Origin of the sequence: Streptomyces sp. SudanB25_2051, assembly GCF_964272635.1 — a bacterium.
Lineage (GTDB): Bacteria > Actinomycetota > Actinomycetes > Streptomycetales > Streptomycetaceae > Streptomyces.
This window is the reverse complement of record NZ_OZ186787.1, coordinates 2,506,222-2,531,895: the sequence shown is the minus strand read 5'-3', so window position 1 is coordinate 2,531,895 and position 25,674 is coordinate 2,506,222. Positions and strand designations below refer to the sequence as shown.

The window sequence follows — 25,674 nt, the reverse complement described above, 5'->3', positions numbered from 1 at the left end:
GGTGTTCACATGGTGCACGGCATTTCTGGGATCGACGTCACGGAGGTGTTGCACCATGTCCGACGCCGCTTCCCGGCTGGCCTCGCTCGCCGAGGACCTGCTGGGTGCCCCGCTCCCGGTGCGGATCCGCGCCTGGGACGGCAGCGAGGCCGGCCCGCCGGGGCCCGTCCTGGTCATCCGCCACCGCAGGGCCCTGCGCCGCATGGCGTGGCGGCCCGGCGAGCTGGGCCTCGCCCGCGGCTGGGTCGCCGGCGACCTGGACGTGGAGGGCGACCTGTACGAGGCGCTCACCCGGCTCGCCGGCCACCTGTGGGAACGCGCCCCGGGGGAGGGCGACCGGCACGGCCGGGAGGCACACGACGGCGACCCGCACGACGGACGCGGGCACGACGGGCGCCCGCGCGCACGGCGCCCGCACCACCCCGCCCGCGCCCGCGCCGCCCGGGTGGCCCGCGCCCTGCGCGCCGCCGGCGACCCCCGTCTGCGCGCCGCCGCCCGCGAGCTGCTGCTCCTCGCCGGTCCCTGGCCGCCGCCCGCCCCGCCGGCCGAGGAGGTCCGGCGCCGCAGCGGCCCCCTCCACACCAAGACCCGCGATCGCGCGGCGATCAGCCACCACTACGACGTCGGCAACGACTTCTACGCGCTGGTCCTCGGCCCGTCCATGGTCTACTCGTGCGCCTACTGGACCGAGGACGGCACCCTGGAGGACGCCCAGCGGGACAAACTGGAGCTGATCTGCCGCAAGCTGGCCCTCCGGCCGGGCGACCGGCTCCTGGACGTGGGCTGCGGCTGGGGCTCCCTCGCGCTGCACGCCGCCCGCCACCACGGCGCCACCGTCGTCGGCATCACCCTCAGCGCCGAACAGGCCGCGTACGCCCGCAAGCGGGTCGCCGACGAGGGCCTCACCGACCGGGTGGAGATCCGCGTCCAGGACTACCGGGACGTGCGCGACGGCCCGTACGACGCCATCGCCTCCGTCGGCATGGCCGAGCACGTCGGCGCGGTCCGCTACCGCAGTTACGCCCGTCTCCTGTACGGCCTGCTCAAGCCGGGCGGACGGCTGCTCAACCACCAGATCGCCCGCCGCCCCGAGCCCCGCGAGGAGGAGTACCGCATCAACCCGTTCATCGACGCGTACGTCTTCCCCGACGGGGAGCTCGCCCCGCTCGGCCGCACCACCGCCACCCTGGAGGAGGCCGGGTTCGAGGTGCGCGACGTGGAGGCCATCCGCGAGCACTACGCCCTCACCCTGCGCCGCTGGGTGGCCAATCTGGAGGAGCACTGGGACGAGGCCGTACGGCTCGCCGGGCCGGGCCGGGCCCGCGTCTGGCGGCTCTACATGGCCGCGTCCGCCCTCGCCTTCGAACGCAACCGGATCGGCGTGAACCAGGTGCTCGCCGTGCGGACCCCCGCCGGCGGCGCGTCCGGGATGCCGCTGCGCAGCCGCATCTGGAGCGAGAACCACGGCAGTTGATACGTTCCCCCCTCTGATCACACCGGGGCGGGACCCTTCCGCGGCGCCGTACCGCGCGGGACGGGCCCCGCCCCGGCACGAGGGCAAGAGGGGGAGTTCCTTCCGTGCGCCGCCGCACCACCTGGCTGCTCGGCCTGCCGGCCGCCGCCGCGCTGACCGCCGGGGCCGCCGCCGTACCGGCCGCCGCCGAGCAGGAGGCCGTACCGGTCACCACGACCGCCACCTTCAACGACCCGGCCGGCGACACCGCCGCCCAGAGCCGCATCCGCGACCACATCCTGGACCTGATCGGCCGCGCCCCGGCCGGCTCCGTCATCAGTGTCGCGATGTACACCTTCACCGAGAACCCGGTCACCGACGCGCTCGCCGCCGCCCACGCGCGCGGAGTCCGCGTCCGCGTGATCGTCGACCACACCTCGGTCACCATGACCGGCGGCGAGTACGGGCGGCTCGCCGAGGCGCTCGGCACCGACCGCACCAAGTCCTCCTGGGTGTACGCCTGTCCCGCCGGGCGCGGCTGCATCGGTTCGCGCACGCTCGCGGGCGACGCCGACGGGGCCATCAACCACAACAAGTTCCTGCTGTTCTCGTCCACCGGCGGCGCCGGCAAGGTCGTCGTGCAGACCTCCGCGAACCTGACGAACACCCAGCGGACCGACCTGTTCAACAACGCCGTCACCGTCGTCGACAGCGGCCTGTACGACAACTACCTGGCCTACTTCGGGGATCTGCTCGCCCACGGCACGTCCACCGGCACCGACCACTACTACCGGACGCCGACCAGCGCCACCGGCCCGTACAAGACGTACTTCTTCCCCCGGAAGGAGTCGTTCCTGAAGGCCCCGGACGACGACGCGGCCACCGACACGGTGAAGCTGGTCCTCGACAACGTCGGCTGCGCGGGCGGGGCGACCAGCGTCCGCGTCGCCGCCAACCTGTTCACCCGCGACGAGGTCGCCGCCAAGCTCGTCGAACTCCACCGGGCGGGCTGCGAAGTGCACCTGGCGTACGACGGCGCCCCCGGCTCCATGGGCTCCGCCGTGCGCACCGCCCTGGCGGGCCGGCTCACCGCCCAGGCCGCCTGCTCCGAGCCCCGCGCCGACGGCACCCGGATCGGGCTGCACTCCAAGTACCTGCTGGTGGAGGGCGTGTACAACGGCCAGGCCGGCCGGAAGATCGTCTTCACCGGCAGCCACAACTACACCTACCCGGCCCTGCGCGCCAACGACGAGACGCTGCTGAAGATCGACGACCCGGCGCTGTACGACCGCTTCCGCGCCGACCACGAACGCCTGATGGCCTACTGCGCCGACACCTGACGGGCCCGCACGGGACGGCGCGGAGCACGCGGAAGGGCCGGGCCCCCGCCATGGGGCCCGGCCCTTCCCACCGGCCGCGTCCTCCGCGTCACCGCGTCCTCCGCGTCACCGCGTCCTCCGCGTCACCGCGTCCCCCGCGTCATCGCGCCGGCGTGCGGCCGGGCGGGTGCTACTCCGCCTTGATCGCGTTCAGCATGTTCAGCTTCGCCGCGCTGCGCGCCGGCCACATCGCGGCCAGCACGCCGACCAGTCCGGCCAGCAGCAGGAACAGCCCGATCCGGTCCCACGGCAGGACCAGCGAGTACCCGGGCAGGCTGCTCTTGACGGTCTCGCCGATCGCCCAGCCGAGGAACGCGCCGAGCACGATGCCGACGACCGCGCCGTACAGCGAGATCACCACGGCCTCCAGCCGGACCGTCCGCTTCACCCTGCGCCGGTCGAGGCCGATCGCGCGGAGCATGCCGATCTCCTGCTGCCGCTCGAACACCGACATGGCGAGCGTGTTGACCACCCCGAGCACGGCGATGATCAGGGCCATCGCGAGCAGGCCGTACATGATGTTCAGCAGCATGTTGATGGGTCCGCCGAACGAGTCGCGGATGTCCTTCTCGTCCATGAAGTCGATCGCCGGGTTCTTGCCCAGGGCGTCGATCAGCGCCTTCTCGTGGGCGCCGCTCGCCCCGCCGTCCACCGCGACGAAGATGGCCGGGATGAACCGCTCCGACTCGTGCGGGGCGACGGCCTTGTGGTCGATGAGGACCGGCGAGAGGAAGTCGGAGTCCTTGTAGATCGCCCCGACCGTCAGCGTGCCCTTCTTGTCGTCGTTGTACGTGACGGGGACCGTGCTGCCGACCGTCCAGCCGCGCGACTCGGCCGTCTCGGCCGCCACGGCGATCTGGCCGCGCCCCAGCGAGTCCAGCGAACCGGCGGTCGGCTCGACCTTCAGGAGCTTCTCGATGGCGCCGGGCGTCACGGCGGACACCGCGGTGTGCTTGCCGCCCAGCTCCAGGTCGGACGCCTGCTGCGGGGAGACGGCGGTGACGCCGGGGGCCTTCTCCAGCGCGGTCAGCACCGACGGGTCCAGGGGGCCGCCGCTGGCCATGCGGACCATGTAGTCCGCCTTGATCTGGTCGGTGGTCGCCTGGTCGAGGGACTTGCCGACGGTGACACCGAGCACGGAGAGGCCGGTGACCAGGGTGAGGCCGATGGCCAGCGCCGACGCGGTCGCGCCGGTGCGGCGCGGGTTGCGGACGGCGTTCTGCCCGGCGAGCTTGCCGGCGATCCCGAACACCCCGACCAGCAGCGGCCGTACGGCGGCGATCAGCGGCCGCGACAGCAGCGGGATCAGCATGATCATGCCGATCAGGGTGAGGAACGCGCCGCCCGAGATGAGCAGGCGCCCCAGGTCGCCGGCCTTGACGGCGCCGCCCACGATCAGGGCGCTGCCGATCAGGGCCAGGGCCCCGCCGATGCTGTTGCGGACCACCAGCGACTTCTGCGTCGGCGCGGCGTGCACGCTGTTCATCGCGGCGACCGGCGGGATCTTCGCGGCGCGGCGGCCGGGCAGCCACGCGGCGAGCATGGTGATGACGAGGCCGACACCCAGCGCGGACAGCACCGGCGTGAGGCCGAGGACGAGCGGGCCGTCCGGGATCTTCAGCCCGAACGAGGCCATGCCGGAGCGCAGGCCCACGGCGAGCCCGATGCCCAGCAGGTAGCCGGCGACCGCGGCGACCAGGCCGACGATGGCGGCCTCCGCCAGCACCGAGCGGGTGATCTGCTTGCGGGAGGCGCCGACGGCCCGCATCAGCGCGACCTCCTTGGTGCGCTGCGCCACGAGCATCGTGAAGGTGTTGGCGATCAGGAAGACGCCGACGAACAGGGCGATGGCGGCCGCGCCGAGGAAGACCTGCGAGAAGGCGCTCATGCCCTCCTCGATCTCCTTGGCCTGCTCCGCGGAGAGGGCGGCTCCGGTCTGCGCCTCGGCGTGCTCGGGCAGCAGCGGCTCGATCGCCGCGAGGAGCTTCGCGTCGTCCGCGCCGGGCGCGGCGGTGACGGTGACGTCCTGGACGAAGCCGGGCTTGAGGAAGAGGCGCTGCGCGGTCTGCGTGTCGAACAGGACGAGGCTGCCGCCCGCGCTGACCGCGCCGTCGTCGGTGGTGAAGACGCCCTGGAGGCGGTACTCGGCGACGGGCCCGTTGGTGGCGACGCGGACGGTGTCGCCCACCTCGTAGCGGCCCTTCGCGGCGGTCTCCCGGTCCAGCGCGATCTGCCCGGCGGCGACGGGGCCGCCGCCCTTCACGAAGTCGTACCGGGAGTCCTCGCCGTCCTTGCCGGGGGCGAAGTTGGCGCCCTTGTTGGACCAGCCGACGCCGATCAGCTTGCCGTCGGGGTCGGGCACCCCGGCGAAGCCCTCGACACGGCCGACGGCGGAGGCGACGCCCGGCACGGCGGCGATCTTGTCGAGGGTGGCGCGGGAGATCCCCGGCTCCCGCTGCGCCTGGTCCCGGTCGGGATAGGAGGTGATGGCGACGGCGACGTCGTCGTAGCTCTTGGCGGCCTGCTTGGTGAAGGCCCGGTTGAGGGTGTCGGTGAAGACGAGGGTGCCGGAGACGAAGGCCACGCCGAGCATGACGGCGAGGACGGTCATCAGCAGCCTGGCCTTGTGCGCGAGCACATTGCGCAGGGCGGTACGGAACATGGGTGAGTCCTGGGGTGGAGGTGTCCGGTGGCGGAAGGGGCCGGGGCGGGAGAGGGCCGGGCGGGGGCGCGGGGTGGTCCGGCGCGCCCCCCGCGTCAGCTGGTGCGGCCCTTGGTGTCGAACTCCTTCATGCGGTCCAGCACCCGGTCGGCGGACGGGGCGAGCATCTCGTCCACGATCCGGCCGTCCGCCAGGAAGATCACCCGGTCGGCGTAGGACGCGGCGACCGGGTCGTGGGTGACCATCACGACCGTCTGGCCGAGCTCGCGCACCGAGTTGCGCAGGAAGCCCAGCACCTCGGCGCCGGAGCGCGAGTCGAGGTTGCCGGTCGGCTCGTCACCGAAGATGATCTCGGGCCGGGAGGCGAGGGCGCGGGCCACGGCGACGCGCTGCTGCTGGCCGCCGGAGAGCTGCGCCGGCCGGTGCCCGAGCCGCGCGGACAGGCCCACCATGTCGATGACCCTCTCCAGCCACTGCTTGTCCGGCTTGCGCCCCGCGATGTCCATGGGGAGCGTGATGTTCTCCAGGGCCGTGAGCGTCGGCAGCAGGTTGAACGCCTGGAAGATGAAGCCGATCTTGTCCCGGCGCAGCTGGGTGAGCTGCTTGTCCTTCAGGGCGCCGAGCTCCGTGTCGCCGATGCGGACCGAGCCGTGCGAGAAGGTGTCGAGGCCGGCCACGCAGTGCATCAGCGTCGACTTGCCCGAGCCCGACGGCCCCATGATCGCGGTGAACTCGCCCTGCGGGAACTCCACGGTGACCCGGTCGAGGGCGACCACGCGGGTCTCGCCCTGTCCGTAGACCTTGGAGAGATCCGTGGCGCGGGCGGCCACCGCGGTGGCGCGGCGTGCGGTCGTCGAGGTGGGGATCACGGGGAGGACTCCTGTCACACATGGGTTTGGCGAACCGTTCCATCGTCGGCGCCGCCACCCCCGCCGGACGTCCGTCCGCGTGCCCGTTCCGGTGGCCCTCTGGAGTCTGACGGCGCCGCCCGGCGCTCCTCCTGAGGTATGACGGCACCCCTGAGAGCCCCCTCGGGAAGGCGTACGGGGAAGGGGTATCGGCCGCGATGGCGTGGACTCGCCGTGGACGGACGGCGACTTTCCGTCATTCCCCCGGAACGGCATGTGCGGCCGCGAACCCCGCGCCGCTGCTGCGCAACGCCCTCGTCGTATGCTGACGATCCCTCAGGCGCCAATAAAATAAGACAACATCGGGCCACTCTGCCGCTGTCCGGGGAAAGCGCCCGGATAGGCTCATGTGCTGACGCGGAGAGAGACGGAAAGCTGCGCGTCATGCCCGGATGGTGGAACGCAGACACGGCGAGCTTAAACCTCGCTGGCCTACGGCCGTGCGGGTTCGAGTCCCGCTCCGGGCACAGAACTGAATAGCTCTTTTGACCTGCGCAAATGGGGGGTGCGCCAGCCCTCGGTGCCGCCTTGTGGGAACACGGCGGGAACACCGGGGGCCAGACTCCGTTCGCCATGACCGCTGTATACGCGCGGAAGCACAAGGCAGGCCGGGGCGCGAGCTGCCAGGTGAGGCGCCCCCCGGACGTGCCGGCGAAGGCGAGCGGCAGACCTCCATGAGCTTGGATCTGTGCCCGGACCGCGGGACTTCGACCCCTACAGACGACGGCGCCCTTCTGAGAGAGCGCGAGGCGCTGTCCGGCGGCGTGGATCACCGCCATCCAGCCGGCGCTCCCGAGTCCTGCTCTGTCGTGGCGCGTCCGGCGCTGCGGACACGTCCGTCCACGCGACGCGGGCCCGGGCGCCGGTGAGGCCGCGGGCCAGACCGCGCCGGCACGGGGAGAGGACGAGCCGGCCGCCGACGGGGGGCCGGCGCCACCAGGTCGCGGGGAGGTCCCGGGCGCCGGCGGCGGCGGTGATCCGGTCGCGCGACACGGAGGTTGCCTGATCGAGACCCAGGAGCGGAAAGATCCTCCCCGAGCACTAGGGTGTTTCCTTTGCTTCCCCATTACTCTGGTGTCAAGGCCGCGCACGGCGGCCATGGAGGAGTGAGATGAGGAGCAGCAACCCGGTCTTCTCGCGACGGGGGTTCAGCCGCGACAACGGCTACGCGGGCTTCAACGCGCAGCAGCAGGCCGGGGGCCCCGCCGCTGGAACCAACCCGTACGCGACGAACCCGTACGCGACCAACCCCTACGCGCAGCCGGACGTCCAGCAGGGCGCCGCCGGCCTGCAGGCCCCGGCCCGCCCGGGCGCCATGACCATCGACGACGTGGTGTCCCGCACGGCCATCACGCTCGGCACGGTGTTCGTCACCGCGGCCCTCGCCTGGTTCCTGCTGCCGGTCGACCCCGCGAACCTCGGCAAGTCCTACGGCATCGCGGTCGGCGCGGCCCTGGTGGCCTTCGTCCTCGCGATGGTGCAGTCCTTCAAGCGCAAGGCGTCGCCCGCGCTGATCCTGGCCTACGCCGCCTTCGAGGGCGTGTTCCTGGGCGTCATCTCCAGCGCCGTCACGACGTACGTCACGGCGGGCGCGGTCCCGCAGGCGGTGCTCGGCACGATGTCGGTCTTCGCCGGTGTGCTCATCGCGTACAAGATGCGCTGGATCCGCGTCACGCGCCGCTTCTACGGCTTCGTGATGGCGGCCGCGATCGGCTTCGTCCTGCTGATGGCGGTGAACCTGCTGTTCGCCGTGATCGGCGGCGGTGACGGCCTCGGCTTCCGCAGCGGCGGCCTCGGCATCCTGTTCGGTGTCATCGGCATCATCCTCGGCGCCTGCTTCCTGGCGCTGGACTTCAAGCAGGTCGAGGACGGCATCACCTACGGCGCTCCCCGCGAGGAGTCGTGGATGGCGGCCTTCGGCCTCACCATGACCCTGGTGTGGATCTACATGGAGTTCCTGCGCCTCGTGCAGATCTTCGCCGGCGACGACTGATCGCCCCGCCGTCCGGCCCCGTGAGCGGCCGGCCGTGAGATCGGCTGAAAGGGCCCGCCCGGTTCGTCCGGGCGGGCCCTTCGGCGTGCGTACGAGCCGCGGCGCGGCGTACGGCGCGGCCACAGCGGCCTGCGGGCGGCACGCCGCAGGTCGTACGCGTGGCGACAGTGCCGTACCGGCGCATAGGGTCGCGGCGTGCACGATACGAGGGAACTGGACGAGGCAGTGAACCGGCTGGCCGACCGGCTGCGGGCGGCCCCGCAGAGCAGGCTCAGGCAGGGCGCGGCAGCAGAAGGCCTGGCGCTGGCCAGGGAGTTGGCGAAGCGCGCGCAGCGGCTTGAGGGAGTGGACCCGGCCGAGGCACGGGTCATGCCGGACGCGGGGGTCTTCGCGGTGGGCGACCAGCTGGCCGTGGCGGGCGCCGATCTGGCCGAGGCGCTGCGGGCGGCCGCGCGCGGGGAAGGGGCGCCGGCGGACCCGGAGGTGGACCCGGACGCCGAGCTGGCCGGGGCGCTGGCGGAGGTCCGGGCCGCGGCCGAGCGCGCGGGGCTGTAGCAGTCCGCGGGCGCCCGGCCGGCAGGCGCCTGGCCGGGTGAGGCCCGGCGGGCTCAGAGGGAGGCGATCACGCGGTCGGCGAGGATGTAGACGTTCTCCCCGTCGCCGCAGGCGAACGTCAGGGCGTACGCGCCGGAGATGCCCGAGCCGCCCAGCAGGAACGGCGTCGCGCCCTCCCGCAGGGCCTGCGCGAGGCGTTCGGCGGTCTCCCGGTGCCCCGGCGTCATGCAGAGCGTCGTGCCGTCCTCGAAGACGTACACGTCGAGCGTGCCGAGCGGTCCCGGCCGTACGTCGGTCAGCGGGGTACGGGCGTCCGCCAGCTCCTCCAGGCGCGCCACGGTCCGCTCGTGGTCGGTGACGACCGGCGTCCGGACGGGCACGAAGTCCGGGTGCGAGGGGTGGCGGCGGCGGGCCGCGGCCAGCTCGGGCGAGTCCTCCGCGTACTCGGGGCAGTCGCCCGCCCCGGCCCGCTCGGGCAGATCGCCCAGCGGCAGGCCCGACAGGCCCGGCAGACCGGGCACGTCCGGCAGGCCGGGGAAGTCGGGGAGCTCCGCGTCGGCGAAGTCGGCGGCCAGGTCGGCCGCGTCGTACTCGGCGTCCAGGTCCAGCGACTCCATGCCCGCGAAGTCCGCCTGGCGCGGTACGAAGTAGGGGCCGTCGTCGCCGGTGCCGGCGCCCAGCGGGCCGGGCATCCCGCCCAGCAGCGAGGCGGGGGAGTCGGCGGCGTCGCGGGCCTCCTGCGCGGCCCAGAACGCGCGGGCCTCCGCGAGCTCGCGCTCCCGCTCCTCGGCGAGGGCCTCGGCGACGGCCGTGCGTATCTCGTCCGCCATCGTCGGCTCCGTGGAGCGGGCGTGCGGGACGGTCGGGGCCTGCCCGGCGGCGGCGTGCGCGGCGGCCAGGTCGGTGCGCAGGGCGTCGATCTGGCGGCGCAGGCCGTGGACCGCGTACAGGGCAGCGGCGCCCACGGCCGTGGCGGTGGCCGTGGTCAGCAGCAGGGCGATGGGCATGGCGCTCACTGACGTACTCCCGGTTTCAATCGATCCCCCGCACTTCCTACATCAGCTTGTGCCAGCCGTGGGCCCGGTGTCAGTGCATTACGTCACGAAATGGACAGGTTTCTTGGGCCGGTGTTCCGCGCTCCCACGCCGGTGACCTGCGTAAACGGATCTCCCCCAGGAGATAGGTCACATCCTGGGGGAGATTCGGTCACGGCTGGGACGCGGAGCGGTTCGGCGGGCCTGTGCCGGGAGAGGCGGCGTCCCGTCATACGAGGCCGCGGCCTCACGGGAGCCGCCTCGGGCGGGCCGGCGCGACAGGCGGGCCGGCCCGCCGGGCGGCCGGCGGGACAGGGGGAGAGCCGTGGGGCGGGCGAGGGGCCGTGTCAGGAGAGCGGGCGCGTCAGGAGAGGCGCTCGATCACCATGGCCATGCCCTGGCCGCCGCCGACGCACATGGTCTCCAGACCGAACTGCTTGTCGTGGAACTGGAGGCTGTTGATCAGGGTGCCGGTGATGCGGGCGCCCGTCATGCCGAAGGGGTGGCCGACGGCGATGGCGCCGCCGTTGACGTTGAGCTTGTCGAGCGGGATGCCCAGGTCCTTGTAGGACGGGATCACCTGGGCGGCGAACGCCTCGTTGATCTCGAACAGGTCGATGTCGTCGACGGTCAGGCCGGCGTGCGCGAGCGCCCGCTTGCTGGCCTCGACCGGGCCGTACCCCATGATCTCGGGGGAGAGGCCGGAGACGCCGGTGGAGACGACGCGGGCGAGCGGGGTGAGGCCCAGCTCCCGCGCCTTGGTGTCGGACATGATCACCAGGGCGGCGGCGCCGTCGTTGAGCGGGCAGCAGTTGCCGGCGGTGACCCGGCCGTCGGGGCGGAAGACCGGCTTGAGGCCCTGGACGCCCTCCATGGTGACGCCCGCGCGGGGGCCGTCGTCCTTGCTGACGACGGTGCCGTCGGGGAGGGTCACCGGGGTGATCTCGCGCTCCCAGAAGCCGTTCTTGATGGCCTGCTCGGCGAGGTTCTGCGACCGTACGCCGAACTCGTCCATCTCCTGGCGGCTGACGCCCTTGTGGAGGGCGAGGTTCTCGGCGGTCTGGCCCATCGCGATGTAGGCGTCCGGGACGAGGCCGTCCTCGCGCGGGTCGCGCCACTCGGAGGCGCCGTTCTCGGCGGCGGCCGCGGTGCGGGCCTCCGCGTCGGCGAAGTACGGGTTGTGGGTGTCGGGCAGGGTGTCGGAGTTGCCCTTCACGAACCGCGAGACCATCTCGACGCCCGCCGAGATGAAGACGTCGCCCTCGCCGGCCTTGATGGCGTGCAGGGCCATGCGGGTCGTCTGCAGGGACGAGGCGCAGTAGCGGGTCAGGGTGCAGCCCGGCAGGTGGTCCATGCCCATGCGCACGGCGACGATCCGGCCCAGGTTGAAGCCCTGCTCGCCGCCGGGCAGGCCGCAGCCGAGCATGAGGTCGTCGATGTCGCGGGGGTCGAGCTCCGGCACCTTGGCGAGGGCGGCCTGGATGATCGTTGCGGTCAGGTCGTCCGGCCGCAGGTCCTTCAGCGAGCCTTTGAAGGCCCGGCCGATGGGCGTACGGGCGGCTGAGACGATCACGGCTTCGGGCATCACGGCTCCAGGTGGGCGTGGGTGTGCGACGACAAGGAAGTTACCCCTACGTAGGGCCGGGGTCACCGGGTGTGGAGTGTGACCCTAAGCACCCGCTCAGTCCCTCCTTCGCAGGGTACGCCTCGCGCGTCCCGCACGCCCCGCCCGTGCCGTGCCGCCTGTGCCTCCCGCACGCCCCGCCCGTGCCGTGCTGCCCGCGTGTCCCGCACGCCCCGCCCGTGCCGTCCGGTCAGGACGCCGGGTCCGGGGCGGCGGGCTCCGTCAGGCGACGGCGGCGGCGGTGCTTGAGCAGCGCCCACGGGGCACGGGCTCCGGTCACCTCCGTACCGGCCTCCTCCGCCGCCTCGGCCGCCGCCTCCGCCACCGGCAGCATCCCCTCCCGCCGGTCCGCGTCCAGCCGCTCGGGCTCGGGCCACACGCCCAGCACCGCGCACACGGTCGGCAGCACCGCCATCGCGGCCGTCGCGTACCCCTCGGCCGACGGGTGGTAGTTGTCCGCGCCGAACATCTCGCGCGGGTTCGCCGCGAACTCCGGCCCCAGCAGATCGCCCAGCGACACCGTCCGGGCGCCCCGCTCCACCGCCACGATCGTCTGCGCCGCCGCCAGCTGCCGCGACAGCCGCCGGGCCAGCCAGCGCAGCGGCTGGTACACCGGCTCGATCGTGCCCAGGTCAGGGCAGGTGCCCACCACCACCCCGGCGCCCGCGGCCCGCAGCCGCCCCACCGCCTCCGACAGGTACCGCACGGACTGAATGGGCGGCATCCGGTGCGTGACGTCATTGGCCCCGATCATGATCACGCACACGTCCGGCACCCGCCCCGGCTGCGCCAGCAGCAGCGCGACCTGCCGCTCCAGGTCGTCGGACCGGGCGCCGGGCAGGGCCACGTTCCGCAGCTCCACCGACCGCTCGGCCACCTGGGCGAGCCCCGACGCCAGCAGCGCGCCCGGCGTCTGCCCGGCACGCCGCACGCCCTGCCCCGCGGCCGTCGAGTCGCCCAGCATGGCCAGGCGCAGCGGCACCCCGTCGAAGCCGCGCCCGTACAGCCCGTCGGCCGTCGGGGGCAGCGGGGCGACGCCGCCGCCCACGGATCGCTTGGCCAGCTGTATCTCGGCGAAGAGCACGCCCACGGCGGCGACCCCGAGCAGGCCGATGCCCCCGCCGCCGTACGCCGCACCGGTCGCGATCCGCCGTGCCACTCTCGCCCTCGACATGGGGGCAGCCACCTCCTCCGTACAGTCTGTGAGCTAACTGCCCCGGAACCCTGCCCGCCTACGCATCCACTCGGCTTACGCTGGCTGGACCATTACGGAGACCCCGGAGACTTACGGTGCAAATCCACGACTCGATGATCAGCCTCGTCGGCAACACCCCGCTGGTGCGGCTCAACAGTGTGACCGAGGGCATCTCGGCCACGGTCCTGGCCAAGGTCGAGTACTTCAACCCGGGCGGTTCGGTGAAGGACCGCATCGCCCTGCGCATGATCGAGGCCGCAGAGAAGAGCGGCGAGCTGAAGCCCGGCGGCACCATCGTGGAGCCGACGTCCGGCAACACCGGCGTCGGCCTGGCGATCGTGGCCCAGCAGAAGGGCTACAAGTGCATCTTCGTCTGCCCGGACAAGGTGTCCATGGACAAGATCAACGTCCTGCGGGCGTACGGCGCCGAGGTCGTGGTCTGCCCGACGGCGGTCGACCCGGAGCACCCGGACTCGTACTACAACGTCTCCGACCGCCTCGTCCGTGAGACGCCCGGCGCCTGGAAGCCGGACCAGTACTCGAACCCGAACAACCCGCGCTCGCACTACGAGACGACCGGCCCCGAGCTGTGGGAGCAGACGGAGGGGCGGATCACCCACTTCGTCGCCGGCGTCGGCACGGGCGGCACCATCTCCGGCACCGGCCGCTACCTCAAGGAGGTCAGCGACGGCAAGGTCAAGGTCATCGGCGCCGACCCGGAGGGCTCGGTCTACTCGGGCGGTTCCGGCCGCCCGTACCTGGTGGAGGGCGTCGGCGAGGACTTCTGGCCGTCCGCGTACGACCAGAAGGTGACGGACGAGATCGTCGCCGTCTCCGACAAGGACTCCTTCCAGATGACCCGCCGCCTCGCCAAGGAGGAGGGCCTCCTCGTCGGCGGCTCCTGCGGCATGGCCGTCGTCGCGGCGCTGCGCGTCGCGGAGGGCCTCGGCCCGGACGACGTGGTCGTCGTCCTGCTCCCGGACAGCGGCCGCGGCTACCTCTCGAAGATCTTCAACGACGAGTGGATGGCGGACTACGGCTTCCTGGAGGACGCCGGCCCGTCGGCGCGCGTCGGGGACGTCCTGCGCCACAAGGAGGGCGACATCCCCAAGCTGGTGCACATGCACCCGGAGGAGACCGTCGGCCAGGCGATCGAGGTGCTCCGCGAGTACGGCGTCTCCCAGATGCCGATCGTCAAGCCGGGCGCCGGGCACCCGGACGTGATGGCCGCCGAGATCGTCGGCTCGGTCGTCGAGCGGGAGCTGCTGGAGGCGCTGTTCGCGCAGCGCGCCTCCCTGAACGACCCGCTGGAGAAGCACATGAGCGCCCCGCTGCCGCAGGTCGGCTCCGGCGAGCCGGTCGAGGACCTGATGGCCGTGCTGGGCCGGGCGGACGCGGCGATCGTCCTGGTCGAGGGCAAGCCGACCGGCGTGGTCAGCCGCCAGGACCTGCTGGCGTTCCTGGCCCGCGACGGCAAGTAGCACGACCCGGGGGCCCGGCACCCGCTGCCGGTCCCTCGCCGTCGCGTACGGACCCTGCGGGCGGGCCCGGGTGCCGCGAGGGCCGGACCGGCCGGTGAGGTGCGCTCGGTTCGCCGGGTTCGCGTAAACGGTACGGGGACGACACGCGCGGGCAGCACGCGCTTAACACGGGTGCGGCACCGTAGGGGTCGTCGGCGTCGGGGACCTCCGGAGCGGCTCCCGGACCTCCCGCTGACGCCGCGGACGCGGTGACCGGCCCTGACCCGGGCCCGTGTCCCTCGCGGGGACCGCCGTCGTCCCGCCCCCCGTGCTCCGGGGGTGCGGCGGTCCCCGCGCAAAGGCGCCGTACGCGAGGAGGGGGCCGGTCCGTGCGGACCGGCCCCCTCCGGTGTCGTCGCGCCGCCGCTCAGCGGGCGGCCCGCGCCGCGCGGACCTCGTCGGCGTCGGGGAGCAGGTCCGTGATGAGCGTCCAGATCGACCTGGCGTCCGTACGCACCAGGCGGAACGGGCTCGCCGGGGTGAGCTGGTCGGCCGGGAGCGGCTCCTCGGGCAGCTCGCGCAGCCAGTACCCGAGCGGCCCGCAGTCCCACACGGCGAAGCCGCGGCCCTCGACACCGCCCTGGCCGCCCTGCTCGGCCTGCCAGGCGGCGGTCATCCGCCAGCTGCACCGCAGCTCCGACATCATCTCCGCGAGGAGCGACAGGGTGGGCTCGGCGAGCGCGCCGCCCGCGGCCAGGGCCTGCCGCACGGCGGCCTGCTCCTCCTCGGCGCCGCGCCCCGGTCCCGCCACGGCCTCCAGGGCGGCGAAGCCCGCGTCGACGACGGCGACGGTCGTCTCGACGGCCGTGAGCGCCGTCTGCCGGGCGGCGGGGGACTGCCGGAGGTTCACCATCGAGGCGAGCTTCCAGATCAGCGTCTTCGGCTCGACGAGGGAGTACTCCTGCTCGGCCTCGCCCGGCCACGCCTCGTGCGCGACGACGTGCTCGTCCCCGATGAGCATGCCGTGCTGGAGCTTGCCCTGGCGGCCGCCCGACTCCAGGGAGATGATCACGCCGGGGGCGAGGAAGGTCTGCACGAGCGGCAGCAGCGCCTGCTGGAGCCGCCCGTCGGGGGTGACCAGGCCGCTGTCCTCGACCTCCTTGCGGGCGGCGGCGAACTCCTCGTCCACCGGCCGGCCGGCGGCCAGTTCGGAGAGCACGATCAGGTGCTCGTCGGTCAGCCGGAAACGGGACCGGGAAACGTCAATGGAAGGCATACACCACTCACTCGGTAGGTCGGGCTCGGCGGACCGGCACCGGGACGCGCCGGTGCCGGCACGTCAGTACGTCGTCTCCGCCCAGAAGCTGAACATCCTCTTGAAGCCGGCCCGCACGGCTCCGCGCCGTGTGAGGACCGACCGGTCGACCCCGGCGAACAGGGCGGCCAGGGCGAGGTCGGCGGGCAGGACCCGCCCCTCGGCCCGCAGCGTCACCCGCCTGCCGCTCCCCATGCCCGTCTGGTGGGCCGTGACCGTGACGCCGGGGTCCTCGTCGTCGCGCAGCCGCTCCAGCCGGTAGGCCCGCTTGCCGAGGGCCGTGAGCCGGTAGTCGTCGCCGAGGTACCGCATGCGCAGGGCGCGGCCCCGGTGGGTGAGCGCCCAACGGTTGCGGTCCATGCTGACGAACCGGCCGTCGACCCGGCAGGTCGCGCGGTTCAGGGTGGGCTTGCTCACCAGGTCCGACAGCAGGCCGCGGGTCTCGAACCTGGCGGTGGGAAGGCCGGGACCGCTCACCTCCGTGACGACCACGTTCCGGGTGTGCGGCAGCGCGGGCCACACCACGCGGACTTCGCCGAACTCCGGCGAGGTGCCGGTGTAGCCGAACTGCCGCGGCTCACCCGGCGTCTTCTCCGACTTCCAGCGGGCGAGGGCGAACGGGGTGATGGTGGTGTGCATGGCTTCCCCGGTCAGTCGAAGGGGTTGAGGGCGCTGCCGATCTTCTTCAGGCCCTCACCGGTGTCCTCGAGGCGGTCGCCCACCCAGTCCCCGGCCTCCTTCAGACCTTCCCCGATGGCCTCCTTGTTGTCCCAGATGAGGCAGCCGCCGTAGACGAGGCCGGTGCCGACGGCCAGGCCGACGGTGACCGGGTTGGGCGCCACGGCCATGGCGGTGAGCGAGGCGTTGAAGGCCGTTCCGCTGAGGTCGGTGGCGAACTTGCTCGGTTCCGCCTTGATCATGTCCATGTTGTACGTGGACAGGTTGGCCACGCCGTACACGGTGGCCGCGGCACTGCCCACGACACCGGCGCCGCGCAGCCAGCCCGCGGCCTTGGCGGCGTTGGCGAGGCCGCCCTGCTGGGCGACGCGCGCCAGGTTGGCCTCGGCGGCGGTCGGGATGAAGAACTTGCCGTTCTTCATGTGCGCGCCCAGCGCCGCCGCCTCCTCCGAGCCGGTCAGCGCGGAGACCACGTTCGGCGGCAGCTTGCTCCAGAAGCTGCCCGACTGGGCGAGCATCATCCGCTCGTTGATGCGGCTCGTGATGAAGGTGCCGGGCGCCGTGATCGTCTTGCCGCTCTTGAGGAACTGGTACAGCTTGAAGCCGCCCTTGACGGACGTGCCGAGCGCCAGGGCGAAGGCGCCCGCGGTGACCGTGCCCTTCTGGATGCCGGCGAGCAGGTCGGCGAGCTGCTTGTTGCCGGTGATCTTCTCGATGCCGTCGCGCTGGATGCGGGCCAGCCAGTCCTCGAGCGTCTCGTTCTCGCGCATGGCGAACGAGGTGAGGTCCATGCGGTCCCGGCGCTGCTGGTCGTCGGCGGCCGCGACCGCGCCCGCGTTGCCGTTGAAGCCGCCCTTGGTCTCGTCGTTCTTGCCGCCGCCGGAGTCCTTGACGACCGCTTCCAGGTCCTTCTGGAGGTCCTTGTCGGCGTCGTCGACGGCCTTGACGCACGCCTTGATGTACTCGGCCCAGGACTGCTCGCTCTCCCGGACGTCCTTGGCGTACTGCGGGTCGTGGCGCAGCGCGTTGCGCTCGGCGGGCGAGGCGCGCTCCATGTCGAAGGCGACGTTGCCCTGTTCGGAGACCCGCATGCCCTCCTTGACGGCGTCGGCGCGGGCGTTCTCCAGCTTCTGCTTCAGCTCCGTGAACTGCTGGTGGGCGTTGCGCAGCAGGGTCGCCGTGGCCTTCGCCTGGGTCTGCGCGGCCTCGAACTCGTAGCGGGTGGCCTCGAAGTTGACGCGCGCCGCGTTCGCGCTGTCGCCCTCCCAGGAGTCGCCGAGCGTCAGGCTCTGGACGCTGTCCCGGTAGCGGTTCTCGACCTTCCGGAACTCGGAGGCCATCGAATCCCACTTGTCGGCGGCCGCGGAAAGCTTTCCGTAGTCGGTCGTCATGACCTCGTGGTACGTCAGCATGCTCGTTCCCCGTTCAGCGGATCTTGTCCAGGCCCGACGGCACCTTGCGGATCTCGGCGCCGCGGTCGACGTCGGTGCCGCCGAGCGTGGTGACCGTGCCGTCCAGGGCGCCCGCCTCGTGGCTCAGCCGGCCCAGGAGGGTCTTCACCTGGCCCTCCCAGGTGGTCTGCACCTTCTTCAGGGCCGTGCCGGTCGCCCAGCCGCCGAACGCGCTGACGGCGCTGTTGGTGGCCTCGGCCGCGTGCTTGCCCGCCGAGGTGGTCTTCTCGGTCAGTTCGGTGCGGATCGTCTTCGCCGCGGCGGTCTTCTGGGCCGGCGTCGACACGAGCTTCCCGCCGCCGCCACCGCCGCCCTGGTCGGCGGGCAGCTGGTTCAGACGCATGGATGTGTCGAGCCGCGCCGCCGCCTCGGCCCGCAGTTGGGCCCATTCCTCGTCGAACCCCATGGTGCGCCGACCCCCGATGCTGGTGAACGAATTTGCGCCGCATTGTATGTAACGAACCCTACGGCGCCGGAAGGGAGGACGCAGGGCCCCTCACTGCGGTTCCCCTGTCAACTGCGCGTCTGAGCAGGTCAGTTGTGGATTCGTGGTGATCCGGTGGAGAAGCTGGGGCGGATGTCGGGCGGGGTGGGGCGATGTCGGCATTCGGTCAGGTGCGCCCCGTTTTCCCGTGCTGTGGGCGGGCGCCGTGACCGCGCGGGCGGGGTGGTCCGCGGTGGGCGGTGCCGCCCTGGGTTTCGCGGCGGGGGCGGCCTTGCATATGGTCTATTCAGTCACTGCGGTGACTGAATAGACCCGAGGTGGAGGACAGGGGTACCGGCATGAGCGACACCCCCGGCGCGCGGCTGCAGGCCCTGTTCGAGGGGCACCGGCTGACGCCGACACAGCGGCGGATCGCCCACTGGATGGTGCGGCGCGCCGCGGACGTGCCGTTCCTGTCCAGCGTGGAGCTGGCCGAGCTGGCCGGGGTGAGCCAGCCGTCCGTCACCCGCTTCGCCGTCGCCCTCGGCTTCGACGGCTACCCGGCGCTGCGCAAGTACCTGCGGGAGGTCGCCCCCGCCGAGCCCGCCCGCGCCGCGCCGGGCGGGGCACCCGACGGGACGGCGGCGGCCAACGAGTACCAGCAGGCCGTCCACGCCGAGATCGAGAACCTCCGCCACCTCGCGGAGCTGCTCGCCGACTCCGCGCCCGCCGAGCGCGCCGGCCGGCTGCTCGCCGCCTCCCGGCCGCTGCCGGTCCTCGGCCTGCGCGCCGCCGCCGCGCAGGCGCGCGGCTTCGCGTACTTCGCCGCCAAGGTCCACCCGGACGTCCGGGTCCTCGACGAGGGCGGCTCCATGCTCACCGACCGGATCGACGCCGCCGTACGGGCCGGGGCGAGCGCCCTGCTCTGCTTCGCGCTGCCCCGCCATCCGCGCGAGGTGGTCGACGCCCTGGAGTACGCCAGGTCCGCCGGGCTGACCGTGGTGACCGTCGCCGACTCGGCGTTCGCCCCGGTCGCCCGGCACAGCGACCTGCTCCTCCCGGCCGCCGTGGGCACCGCCCTCGCCTTCGACACGGCGTGCGGGCCCATGCTGCTCGGCCGGGTGCTGCTGGAGGCGATGTGCGACGGGCTGCCGGACGCGCAGGCGCGGCTGGAGGAGTTCGACGCGCGGGCGGCGGCGCGCGGGCTGTTCGTGGAGTAGTACGGCCCCCGTTCTCTCAGGGAACTCTCACGGACCGCCTGTACCCTGCCCGGCGCACAGCCGCATCGCAGCCGAGGCAGAAGGAGGACGGGACGTGGCGCGCGGAGGGCAGTCGCTGGCGAGGGTGGCCGTGGCCGTACGGGCGGGGGCGGCGCCCCTCTTCTGGTCGGGGCTCGTCGGGGCGGCCGTCGGGACCGTGCCGCCCGGACTGACGGGCCGGCGGATCGGGCTGCTCGCGGGGGCCGCCCTGTTCCTGGTCGCGGCGGCCGCGGTGTTCCTCGCCCGGCGGGGGCGGTACGCGCAGCTGGCCGCCGGGGCCGTGCGGGCGGCCCGGCAGGACATCCTCCAGGACCGGGCGGTGACCGCGAGGGCGTGGCGCAGGGCGCGCCGCTGGTGGCTGCTGCCCGCGTTCCCGGTGGCCGTGGGCACGTCGTTCGCGGTGCCCGCCGCCGCGGGGCTGCTGATCGCGGGGCTCGGCGCCGGGCTGTGGCTCAAGGCCGTGTGGATCGGCCGCCGCGAGAGCGCCGAGGACCGGCTGCTGTGGGTCTGCGCCGACCGGCTCGCCGGGGGCGGCCCGGCCGGGCGCCACGTCACCGCGTACAAGTCGACGGGCATCGCCGCGGGCGACGCCGCACCCGGCGGGGCGCGGCGCCGCTGACGCGCGGCTCGGCCGAGGGGCGGGAGGTCAGACCTCCAGGTCGCCCTCGATCTTCTTGAGCTGGTGGCGGGCCATCGCCAGGTTCGCCCGGTTCTTGTCGAGCGCCAGGTACAGGAAGAGGCCGTTGGCGCCGCGGCCCTTCATGAGCCGGATCAGGTGGTACTGGGTGCCGAGCGTGATCAGGATGTCCTCGATCTCGTCGTTCAGGCCCAGCATCTCCATGGTGCGCACCTTCGCGCGGACCACGTCGGTGTTCCCGGCGGCGGCGACCGTGAGGTCCAGGTCGTTGCCGCCGCCGACCATGCCGAGGGCCATGCCGCTCGAATAGTCGACGAGCGCGGCGCCGATGGCACCGTCGATCGCGGTCATCGCTTCCTTGAGGGCTGTCTCCGCGTTGGCCATGAACGCGCACTTCCTTTCCTGGTGGCTTCCCGCTCGATACGGGTGTGTGCCTCGGGTGGTGACTTACGGGACTGGTGGGGCTGTCGGGGCTTGTGGGGTTCAGGGGGTGGGACGGCGCGTCCGCGGGTCTCGGCCTGCGGCGGGCGGGCGGTCTCAGGGGCCGAGGTCAGGCCGCTCCAGCGCGCCGTCCACGAGCTCCGCGATGCGCGCCCCCGAGCGGCGGCCCTCCAGATGGAGGCGGCCGACGTTGACGCGCGGCTCCGCCAGCAGCGTCAGCACGGCCGTGCCGCCCGCCGCGTACGTCGCCACATAGCCGTGCTCGCCGCGCACCAGCAGCTCCCGGAACGCGCCGCGCCCGGTCGCGTCGGTCAGCCGTACGGCCACGCCGAGGGCGGCCGCTGTCAGCGCGGCGACGCCGTCCGGCTCGACGTCCCCGGTGTCCTGCGCGAGGACCAGCCCGTCGACGCTGGCGGCGAGCGCCCCGGTGAGCTGCGGGACCCGCGCGCGGAGCCGGCGCAGCTCCCCGAGTACGTACGGTTCGGCCGTCATCAGTTGTCTCCTCTCGGCGCGCTGCCGCAGGGCGCGCCTCATGACGCGGGCCTCATGAGGGCAGGTGGGTGGAGCGGGTGGTCACAGGCGTGCCTCCAGGGCGTCACGGACTCGGCGGAGCAGGGCGATGTCGGGGTGGTCGGCCGCGGGGACGGCGCCGCTCGGCGAGAGGGGGAGGGGCAGCGGTACGGGCCCGGGGGCGCCGACCGGGGAGGCGGAAGCGGGGGCGGTGGCGGTCCGGGGGTCGGCGGCCGGCACCGGGGCGGGCGTCTCGACCAGCCCCGCGGCGGCCAGGCGCCGTATCTCCAGGACGGTGTGGAAGGCGGGGCGGCCCAGGACCCAGGCGAGCTGCGCCGGGGTGCGGGTCCCGTCGGCGCGGTCCAGCAGGGCGCGGCCGCGGGCGGTGACGGTCTGCCCGGGGGCGGCGGGGCGGGGGACGACGGGGGCGGCGTCGAGGGCGGGGTACGGCCAGACGCTGTCGAGCAGTTCGCGGCGCCGCAGCGTCTCGCGCTCCACGGCGGCCGCGGGGACGGGGCGGCCCCTGCCCGCGTGGCGGGGTTCGGCGCCGTACCGGAAGCGGGCCGGGCCGCGGCCGGGGGCGAGGGCGAAGAAGGCCGCGTCGAACAGGGCGCCCAGGCGGCATATCTCGCGCTCGCCGTCGCCTATCCGGGACGGGCGGCCGGCGCCGGTCCGGGCGGCTGAGCGGCGGTCGCTGCCGCCGGCCAGGAGGATGTCGAGGCCGGGGGCGACGGGGCTCTCGGCGTGCACGACCTGGCCGTCGACCAGGTAGAGCGTGCCGTGGTCGCGGACGAGGGCGCCGGTGGCCCGGTCGGCGGCGAGGCGCCGCAGCATGGGGGAGACGACGCCGTTCATCACAGCACCAGCCGTTCGGCCAGGTCGCGCAGGCGTAAGCGGGCGAGGGCCAGATTGCCGGTGGAGCGGTCGAGCCAGAGGTGCAGGAAGAGGCTGCTGTCGAAGTTCGTGGTGACGAAGCGCAGCACGTGGTAGCCGGTGCGGGTGGTGACGATGAGGTCCTCGATGGGGGCGCCCTCGTCGTCACCGGCCCAGGCGCCCGGCGCTCCGGCCCCCGGCGCTCCCGCGAGCGGCACAGCGCCCCCCGGTGATCCGCCGGGCCCGGCGCCCGGCGCGCCCGCGGGCCCCGCTCCCGGTGGTCCGGCCACCGGGGCGCCGGGCCCGCCGCGCCGCGCGTCCGGGGCGGGGGTGAACGACTCGTACTCGGCGGCCGCGCGGGCCAGTTCGGCCGCCTCGGCCGCGCTCGTCTCGTGGTCGCCGACCGGGGACTCGCCGGCCGTCCCCAGGGCGAGGCCGCTGGTCCAGTCGACGAGGGCGGCACCGCGCGCGCCCGGCAGGGTCATCGCTTGCAGCAGGCACTCGTCGATTCCGGGCACGCGGATTCCCCTCCCATGGCGCAGCCGTGGCGACCTCGGTAGCGGAGAGGTTACGCAACGTTCCGCCCCTGGGCGGGACTTCTGGCATTTTCCTTTGGAACGTGCCCCGGCCGCGATAGGCTCCGCCGCCATCCGCCCGGGGCCGCCCCCTACTGCGCCGCCCCGGCCGGCTCCTCCTCGGCCACCAGCGCGTCCCGCAGCTCCCCGCCCGACTCGGCGACGATCTCCGCGAGCGGCTGCGGCGCCCGTACGGCGGCGAAGCGGACCGTCCCGTCCGGCCGGACCGTGTACCCGTACACGGCGGGCCTGGGCAGGGAGTTGTACGCGAAGTGGTGCGCGAAGTAGTACGCGCCGGTGTCCAGCGCGGCGACGACGTCACCCGGCTCCAGGCGCGGCAGCGGCCGGGCCACGGCCAGCAGGTCGCCCGCGAAGCAGGCGGGCCCGGCCACGTCCTGGTCGACCGGCGGCCCCTGCTTGGGCAGCCCCTGCGCGTCGTACGCGGCGATCCGCAGCGGCCAGGAGGCGGGGGCGTACACGGTGCGGGTGGCGACCTGGACGCCGGCGTGCGTGACGGCGATGGGCCGTGAGCCGGAGGTCTTGGTGTACTCGACGCGCGCGAGGACCGTGCCGTGCCGGGCCAGCAGCGACCGGCCGAACTCGGTGACCAGTCCGTACCGCCCGTCGAACAGTCCCGGCACCTCCGCGGCGAGCAGCCGGGCGTACTCCTCGTACGTCGGGGTCTCCTCGTCGGAGGCGAAGTTCACGGGCAGCCCGCCGCCGATGTCGATCGTGTCGACCTGGCGCCGCCCGGCGGCCGCGTTGATCTCCTCGGCCAGCTCGTACACGGCCCGCACCCCGGCCGCCATGCGGTCGAGCGGCACGCCCTGGGAGCCGGAGTGGGTGTGCAGCCGGGTCAGCCAGGGGCGGTCCAGGAACGCCCGGACGATCCACTCGCGGGCGCCCGGATCGCGCAGCCCGACACCGAACTTGGAGGTGTCGGTGGCGGTGGACAGGGCGTCGATGGCGCCGCCGCCGACCTGGGCGTTGACGCGCAGGCCGAGCGGCGCGGCCGTGGGGGCCGCGGCGACGAGCGCGTCGAGGCGGGCCAGCTCCTGCGGGTTGTCGGCGTTGACGGCGATGCCCAGGGTGAGGGCCTCGCGCAGTTCGGCAGGGGTCTTGGCGGGGGAGTCGAGGACGGTCCGGTGCGGCGGGACCCCGGCGGCGCGGGCGAGGGCGAGCTCGCCGGGGCTCGCGACCTCGGCGCCGAGCCCCTCCTCGTGCAGCAGGCGCAGCACGGGGACGAGCGGGCACGCCTTCACAGCGAAGGCGTGCAGGACGGGGGCGTCGGTGACGGCGGCGAACGCGGCGCGCAGGGCTGCGGCCGAAGCGCGGACACCGGTGGCGTCGAGGAGGGCGACGACGGGCTGGGAGTCGGAGAGCAGCGCGTGCTCGACGGCTGCGCGGACGGCTTGATCACGTCGGTCGGAAGCCATGCCCTCCAGCCAAACACCCGGGGCGCGCCCGCGCAGCTGTTGACTACATCTATTCAGTCGAGCAGGATGTGAATATCTCACTCACAGAAGTGGCCGGCGCCGCAGTGGCCGCCGGGCCGGAGCATCCGAGGAGGCACCCCCATGTCAGGACCCCGACCCGTACGGGCCCCGCGCGGTACGGAACTGAGCGCCCTGGGATGGCAGCAGGAGGCCGCCCTGCGGATGCTCCAGAACAACCTCGACCCCGAGGTCGCCGAGCACCCCGACAAGCTGGTCGTCTACGGCGGCACCGGCAAGGCCGCCCGCGACTGGCGCTCCTTCGACGCCATGGTCCGCACGCTGCGCACGCTGAAGCAGGACGAGACGATGCTCGTCCAGTCCGGCCGCCCGGTCGGCGTGATGCAGACCCACGAGTGGGCGCCGCGCGTCCTGATCGCCAACTCCAACCTGGTCGGCGACTGGGCGAACTGGGAGGAGTTCCGCCGCCTGGAGGCCCTCGGCCTCACCATGTACGGGCAGATGACCGCCGGGTCGTGGATCTACATCGGCACGCAGGGCATCCTCCAGGGCACCTACGAGACGTTCGCCGCCGTCGCCGCGAAGAAGTTCGGCGGCACCCTCGCCGGGACGATCACCCTCACCGCCGGACTCGGCGGCATGGGCGGCGCCCAGCCCCTCGCCGTCACCATGAACGACGGCGTCGCCATCTGCGTCGACTGCGACCCGCGCGCCATCGAGCGCCGCATCGAGCACCGCTACCTGGACGTCAAGGCCGACTCCCTCGACCACGCCCTGCAGCTGGCCACCGAGGCCCGCGACGCGCGCCGCCCCCTGTCGATCGGCGTCCTCGGCAACGCCGCCGAGCTCGTCCCGCAGCTCCTCGCGATGGGCGCCCCCATCGACATCGTCACCGACCAGACCTCCGCCCACGACCCGCTCGCCTACCTGCCGGTCGGCGTCGCCTTCGAGGACATGGCCGACGCCGCCGCCAAGGACCCGGCCGGGTTCACACAGCGGGCCCGCGAGTCGATGGCCAGGCACGTCGAGGCGATGGTCGGCTTCATGGACGCCGGCGCCGAGGTCTTCGACTACGGCAACTCCATCCGCGGCGAGGCGCAGCTCGCCGGGTACGACCGGGCGTTCGCCTTCCCCGGCTTCGTCCCCGCCTACATCCGCCCGCTGTTCTGCGAGGGCAAGGGCCCCTTCCGCTGGGCCGCCCTGTCCGGCGAGGCCTCCGACATCGCCAAGACCGACAAGGCGATCCTGGAGCTGTTCCCGGAGAACGAGTCGCTGGCCCGCTGGATCAAGATGGCCGGGGAGCGCGTCCACTTCCAGGGCCTGCCCGCCCGCATCTGCTGGCTCGGCTACGGCGAGCGCGACCGCGCCGGCGAGCGCTTCAACGACATGGTCGCCTCCGGAGAGCTGGCCGCCCCGCTCGCCATCGGCCGCGACCACCTCGACTGCGGGTCCGTCGCCTCCCCGTACCGCGAGACCGAGGCCATGCTCGACGGCTCCGACGCCATCGCGGACTGGCCGCTGCTGAACGCCATGGTCAACGTCGCCTCCGGCGCCTCCTGGGTCTCCCTCCACCACGGCGGCGGCGTCGGCATGGGCCGCTCCATCCACGCCGGGCAGGTCACCGTCGCCGACGGCACCCCGCTGGCCGGCGAGAAGATCCGCCGCGTCCTCACCAACGACCCGGGCATGGGCGTCATCCGCCATGTGGACGCCGGATACGACCGCGCCGACGAGGTCGCCGCCGAGCGGGGCGTCCGCGTCCCGATGCGGGAGGACGCGTGACCCCGTCGTCCG

General features: G+C 73.5%; 22 protein-coding genes and 1 tRNA gene. 9 read left to right on the top strand and 14 right to left on the bottom strand.

Features of this window, described 5'->3' with window-relative positions:
• The first annotated feature begins 55 nt into the window (after positions 1–55).
• Both ACSUPT_RS11165 and ACSUPT_RS11160 read left to right on the top strand, forming a co-directional pair.
• Positions 56–1,474, top strand: a complete 1,419-nt coding sequence (locus ACSUPT_RS11165) for a class I SAM-dependent methyltransferase (protein WP_436944160.1) — start codon at positions 56–58, stop codon at positions 1,472–1,474.
• 104 nt (positions 1,475–1,578) lie between these two features.
• Entirely contained in the window at positions 1,579–2,793 is a 1,215-nt protein-coding gene (locus tag ACSUPT_RS11160) for a phospholipase D-like domain-containing protein (RefSeq protein ID WP_351965320.1), read from the top strand.
• Between the two features lie 169 nt (positions 2,794–2,962).
• On the opposite strand, the gene ACSUPT_RS11155 is transcribed toward ACSUPT_RS11160, so the two are convergent.
• Together ACSUPT_RS11155 and ACSUPT_RS11150 are read right to left on the bottom strand one after the other, a co-directional pair.
• Entirely contained in the window at positions 2,963–5,494 is a 2,532-nt protein-coding gene (locus tag ACSUPT_RS11155) for an ABC transporter permease (RefSeq protein WP_436944159.1), read from the bottom strand.
• 95 nt (positions 5,495–5,589) lie between these two features.
• Complete coding sequence (locus ACSUPT_RS11150; RefSeq protein WP_351965387.1) at positions 5,590–6,360, bottom strand: ABC transporter ATP-binding protein; 771 nt, start codon at positions 6,358–6,360, stop codon at positions 5,590–5,592.
• 428 nt (positions 6,361–6,788) lie between these two features.
• Between ACSUPT_RS11150 and ACSUPT_RS11145 the strand changes: the two genes are divergently transcribed.
• The 3 genes from ACSUPT_RS11145 (at position 6,789) to ACSUPT_RS11135 (ending at position 8,950) form a co-directional block, all read left to right on the top strand.
• A tRNA-Leu gene (locus tag ACSUPT_RS11145) sits at positions 6,789–6,869 on the top strand.
• A gap of 644 nt (positions 6,870–7,513) precedes the next feature.
• A complete protein-coding gene (locus ACSUPT_RS11140) occupies positions 7,514–8,395 on the top strand; it encodes a Bax inhibitor-1/YccA family protein (RefSeq protein ID WP_351965322.1) in 882 nt (293 codons plus the stop codon).
• A 195-nt stretch (positions 8,396–8,590) separates the two neighbouring features.
• A complete protein-coding gene (locus ACSUPT_RS11135; protein ID WP_436944158.1) occupies positions 8,591–8,950 on the top strand; it encodes a hypothetical protein in 360 nt (119 codons plus the stop codon).
• Between the two features lie 53 nt (positions 8,951–9,003).
• Here ACSUPT_RS11135 and ACSUPT_RS11130 read toward each other — a convergent pair whose 3' ends face one another.
• The 3 genes from ACSUPT_RS11130 to ACSUPT_RS11120 form a co-directional block, all read right to left on the bottom strand.
• Positions 9,004–9,957 (bottom strand): hypothetical protein, encoded by a 954-nt coding sequence (locus tag ACSUPT_RS11130; RefSeq protein WP_351965388.1) that lies wholly within the window; start codon positions 9,955–9,957, stop codon positions 9,004–9,006.
• 391 nt (positions 9,958–10,348) lie between these two features.
• Positions 10,349–11,569 (bottom strand): acetyl-CoA C-acetyltransferase, encoded by a 1,221-nt coding sequence (locus ACSUPT_RS11125; RefSeq protein WP_351965324.1) that lies wholly within the window; start codon positions 11,567–11,569, stop codon positions 10,349–10,351.
• Between the two features lie 229 nt (positions 11,570–11,798).
• Positions 11,799–12,782 (bottom strand): SGNH/GDSL hydrolase family protein, encoded by a 984-nt coding sequence (locus ACSUPT_RS11120; RefSeq protein WP_436944157.1) that lies wholly within the window; start codon positions 12,780–12,782, stop codon positions 11,799–11,801.
• A gap of 116 nt (positions 12,783–12,898) precedes the next feature.
• Between ACSUPT_RS11120 and ACSUPT_RS11115 the strand changes: the two genes are divergently transcribed.
• Positions 12,899–14,284, top strand: a complete 1,386-nt coding sequence (locus tag ACSUPT_RS11115) for a cystathionine beta-synthase (RefSeq protein ID WP_351965326.1) — start codon at positions 12,899–12,901, stop codon at positions 14,282–14,284.
• Between the two features lie 406 nt (positions 14,285–14,690).
• Here ACSUPT_RS11115 and ACSUPT_RS11110 read toward each other — a convergent pair whose 3' ends face one another.
• The 4 genes from ACSUPT_RS11110 to ACSUPT_RS11095 form a co-directional block, all read right to left on the bottom strand.
• On the bottom strand, positions 14,691–15,539 hold the full coding sequence (locus ACSUPT_RS11110; RefSeq protein WP_436944156.1) for a histidine kinase: 849 nt from the start codon (positions 15,537–15,539) through the stop codon (positions 14,691–14,693).
• 63 nt (positions 15,540–15,602) lie between these two features.
• Entirely contained in the window at positions 15,603–16,217 is a 615-nt protein-coding gene (locus ACSUPT_RS11105) for a hypothetical protein (protein WP_365725056.1), read from the bottom strand.
• 11 nt (positions 16,218–16,228) lie between these two features.
• Positions 16,229–17,668 carry a hypothetical protein gene (locus ACSUPT_RS11100; protein ID WP_436944155.1) on the bottom strand — a complete coding sequence of 480 codons (1,440 nt, stop codon included), beginning with the start codon at positions 17,666–17,668 and terminating at the stop codon, positions 16,229–16,231.
• A 13-nt stretch (positions 17,669–17,681) separates the two neighbouring features.
• Positions 17,682–18,113, bottom strand: coding sequence for a hypothetical protein (locus tag ACSUPT_RS11095; protein ID WP_351965330.1), 432 nt, complete (start codon positions 18,111–18,113; stop codon positions 17,682–17,684).
• A gap of 377 nt (positions 18,114–18,490) precedes the next feature.
• Here ACSUPT_RS11095 and ACSUPT_RS11090 point away from each other — a divergent pair, with 377 nt between their 5' ends.
• Positions 18,491–19,351, top strand: coding sequence for a MurR/RpiR family transcriptional regulator (locus ACSUPT_RS11090; protein WP_436944154.1), 861 nt, complete (start codon positions 18,491–18,493; stop codon positions 19,349–19,351).
• Positions 19,352–19,445: 94 nt separating this feature from the next.
• The gene (locus ACSUPT_RS11085) at positions 19,446–20,009 is read left to right on the top strand and encodes a hypothetical protein (protein ID WP_361659328.1); all 564 of its coding nucleotides are present in this window, start codon (positions 19,446–19,448) and stop codon (positions 20,007–20,009) included.
• A gap of 27 nt (positions 20,010–20,036) precedes the next feature.
• On the opposite strand, the gene ACSUPT_RS11080 is transcribed toward ACSUPT_RS11085, so the two are convergent.
• The 5 genes from ACSUPT_RS11080 to ACSUPT_RS11060 all read right to left on the bottom strand — a co-directional run bounded on the left by ACSUPT_RS11080 (position 20,037) and on the right by ACSUPT_RS11060 (position 23,862).
• On the bottom strand, positions 20,037–20,411 hold the full coding sequence (locus tag ACSUPT_RS11080; RefSeq protein ID WP_351965333.1) for a hypothetical protein: 375 nt from the start codon (positions 20,409–20,411) through the stop codon (positions 20,037–20,039).
• A gap of 153 nt (positions 20,412–20,564) precedes the next feature.
• On the bottom strand, positions 20,565–20,960 hold the full coding sequence (locus tag ACSUPT_RS11075) for a roadblock/LC7 domain-containing protein (protein ID WP_399219002.1): 396 nt from the start codon (positions 20,958–20,960) through the stop codon (positions 20,565–20,567).
• A gap of 81 nt (positions 20,961–21,041) precedes the next feature.
• On the bottom strand, positions 21,042–21,833 hold the full coding sequence (locus ACSUPT_RS11070; RefSeq protein WP_351965335.1) for a transcriptional regulator: 792 nt from the start codon (positions 21,831–21,833) through the stop codon (positions 21,042–21,044).
• A complete protein-coding gene (locus tag ACSUPT_RS11065; RefSeq protein WP_361659323.1) occupies positions 21,833–22,369 on the bottom strand; it encodes a hypothetical protein in 537 nt (178 codons plus the stop codon). The genes ACSUPT_RS11070 and ACSUPT_RS11065 overlap by 1 nt, the downstream gene beginning before the upstream one ends.
• 149 nt (positions 22,370–22,518) lie before the next feature.
• Positions 22,519–23,862 (bottom strand): diaminopimelate decarboxylase, encoded by a 1,344-nt coding sequence (locus tag ACSUPT_RS11060; RefSeq protein ID WP_436944153.1) that lies wholly within the window; start codon positions 23,860–23,862, stop codon positions 22,519–22,521.
• Between the two features lie 141 nt (positions 23,863–24,003).
• On the opposite strand from ACSUPT_RS11060, the gene hutU reads away from it, so the two are divergent.
• Complete coding sequence (gene hutU / locus ACSUPT_RS11055) at positions 24,004–25,662, top strand: urocanate hydratase (protein ID WP_351965337.1); 1,659 nt, start codon at positions 24,004–24,006, stop codon at positions 25,660–25,662.
• Positions 25,663–25,674: the final 12 nt, after the last annotated feature.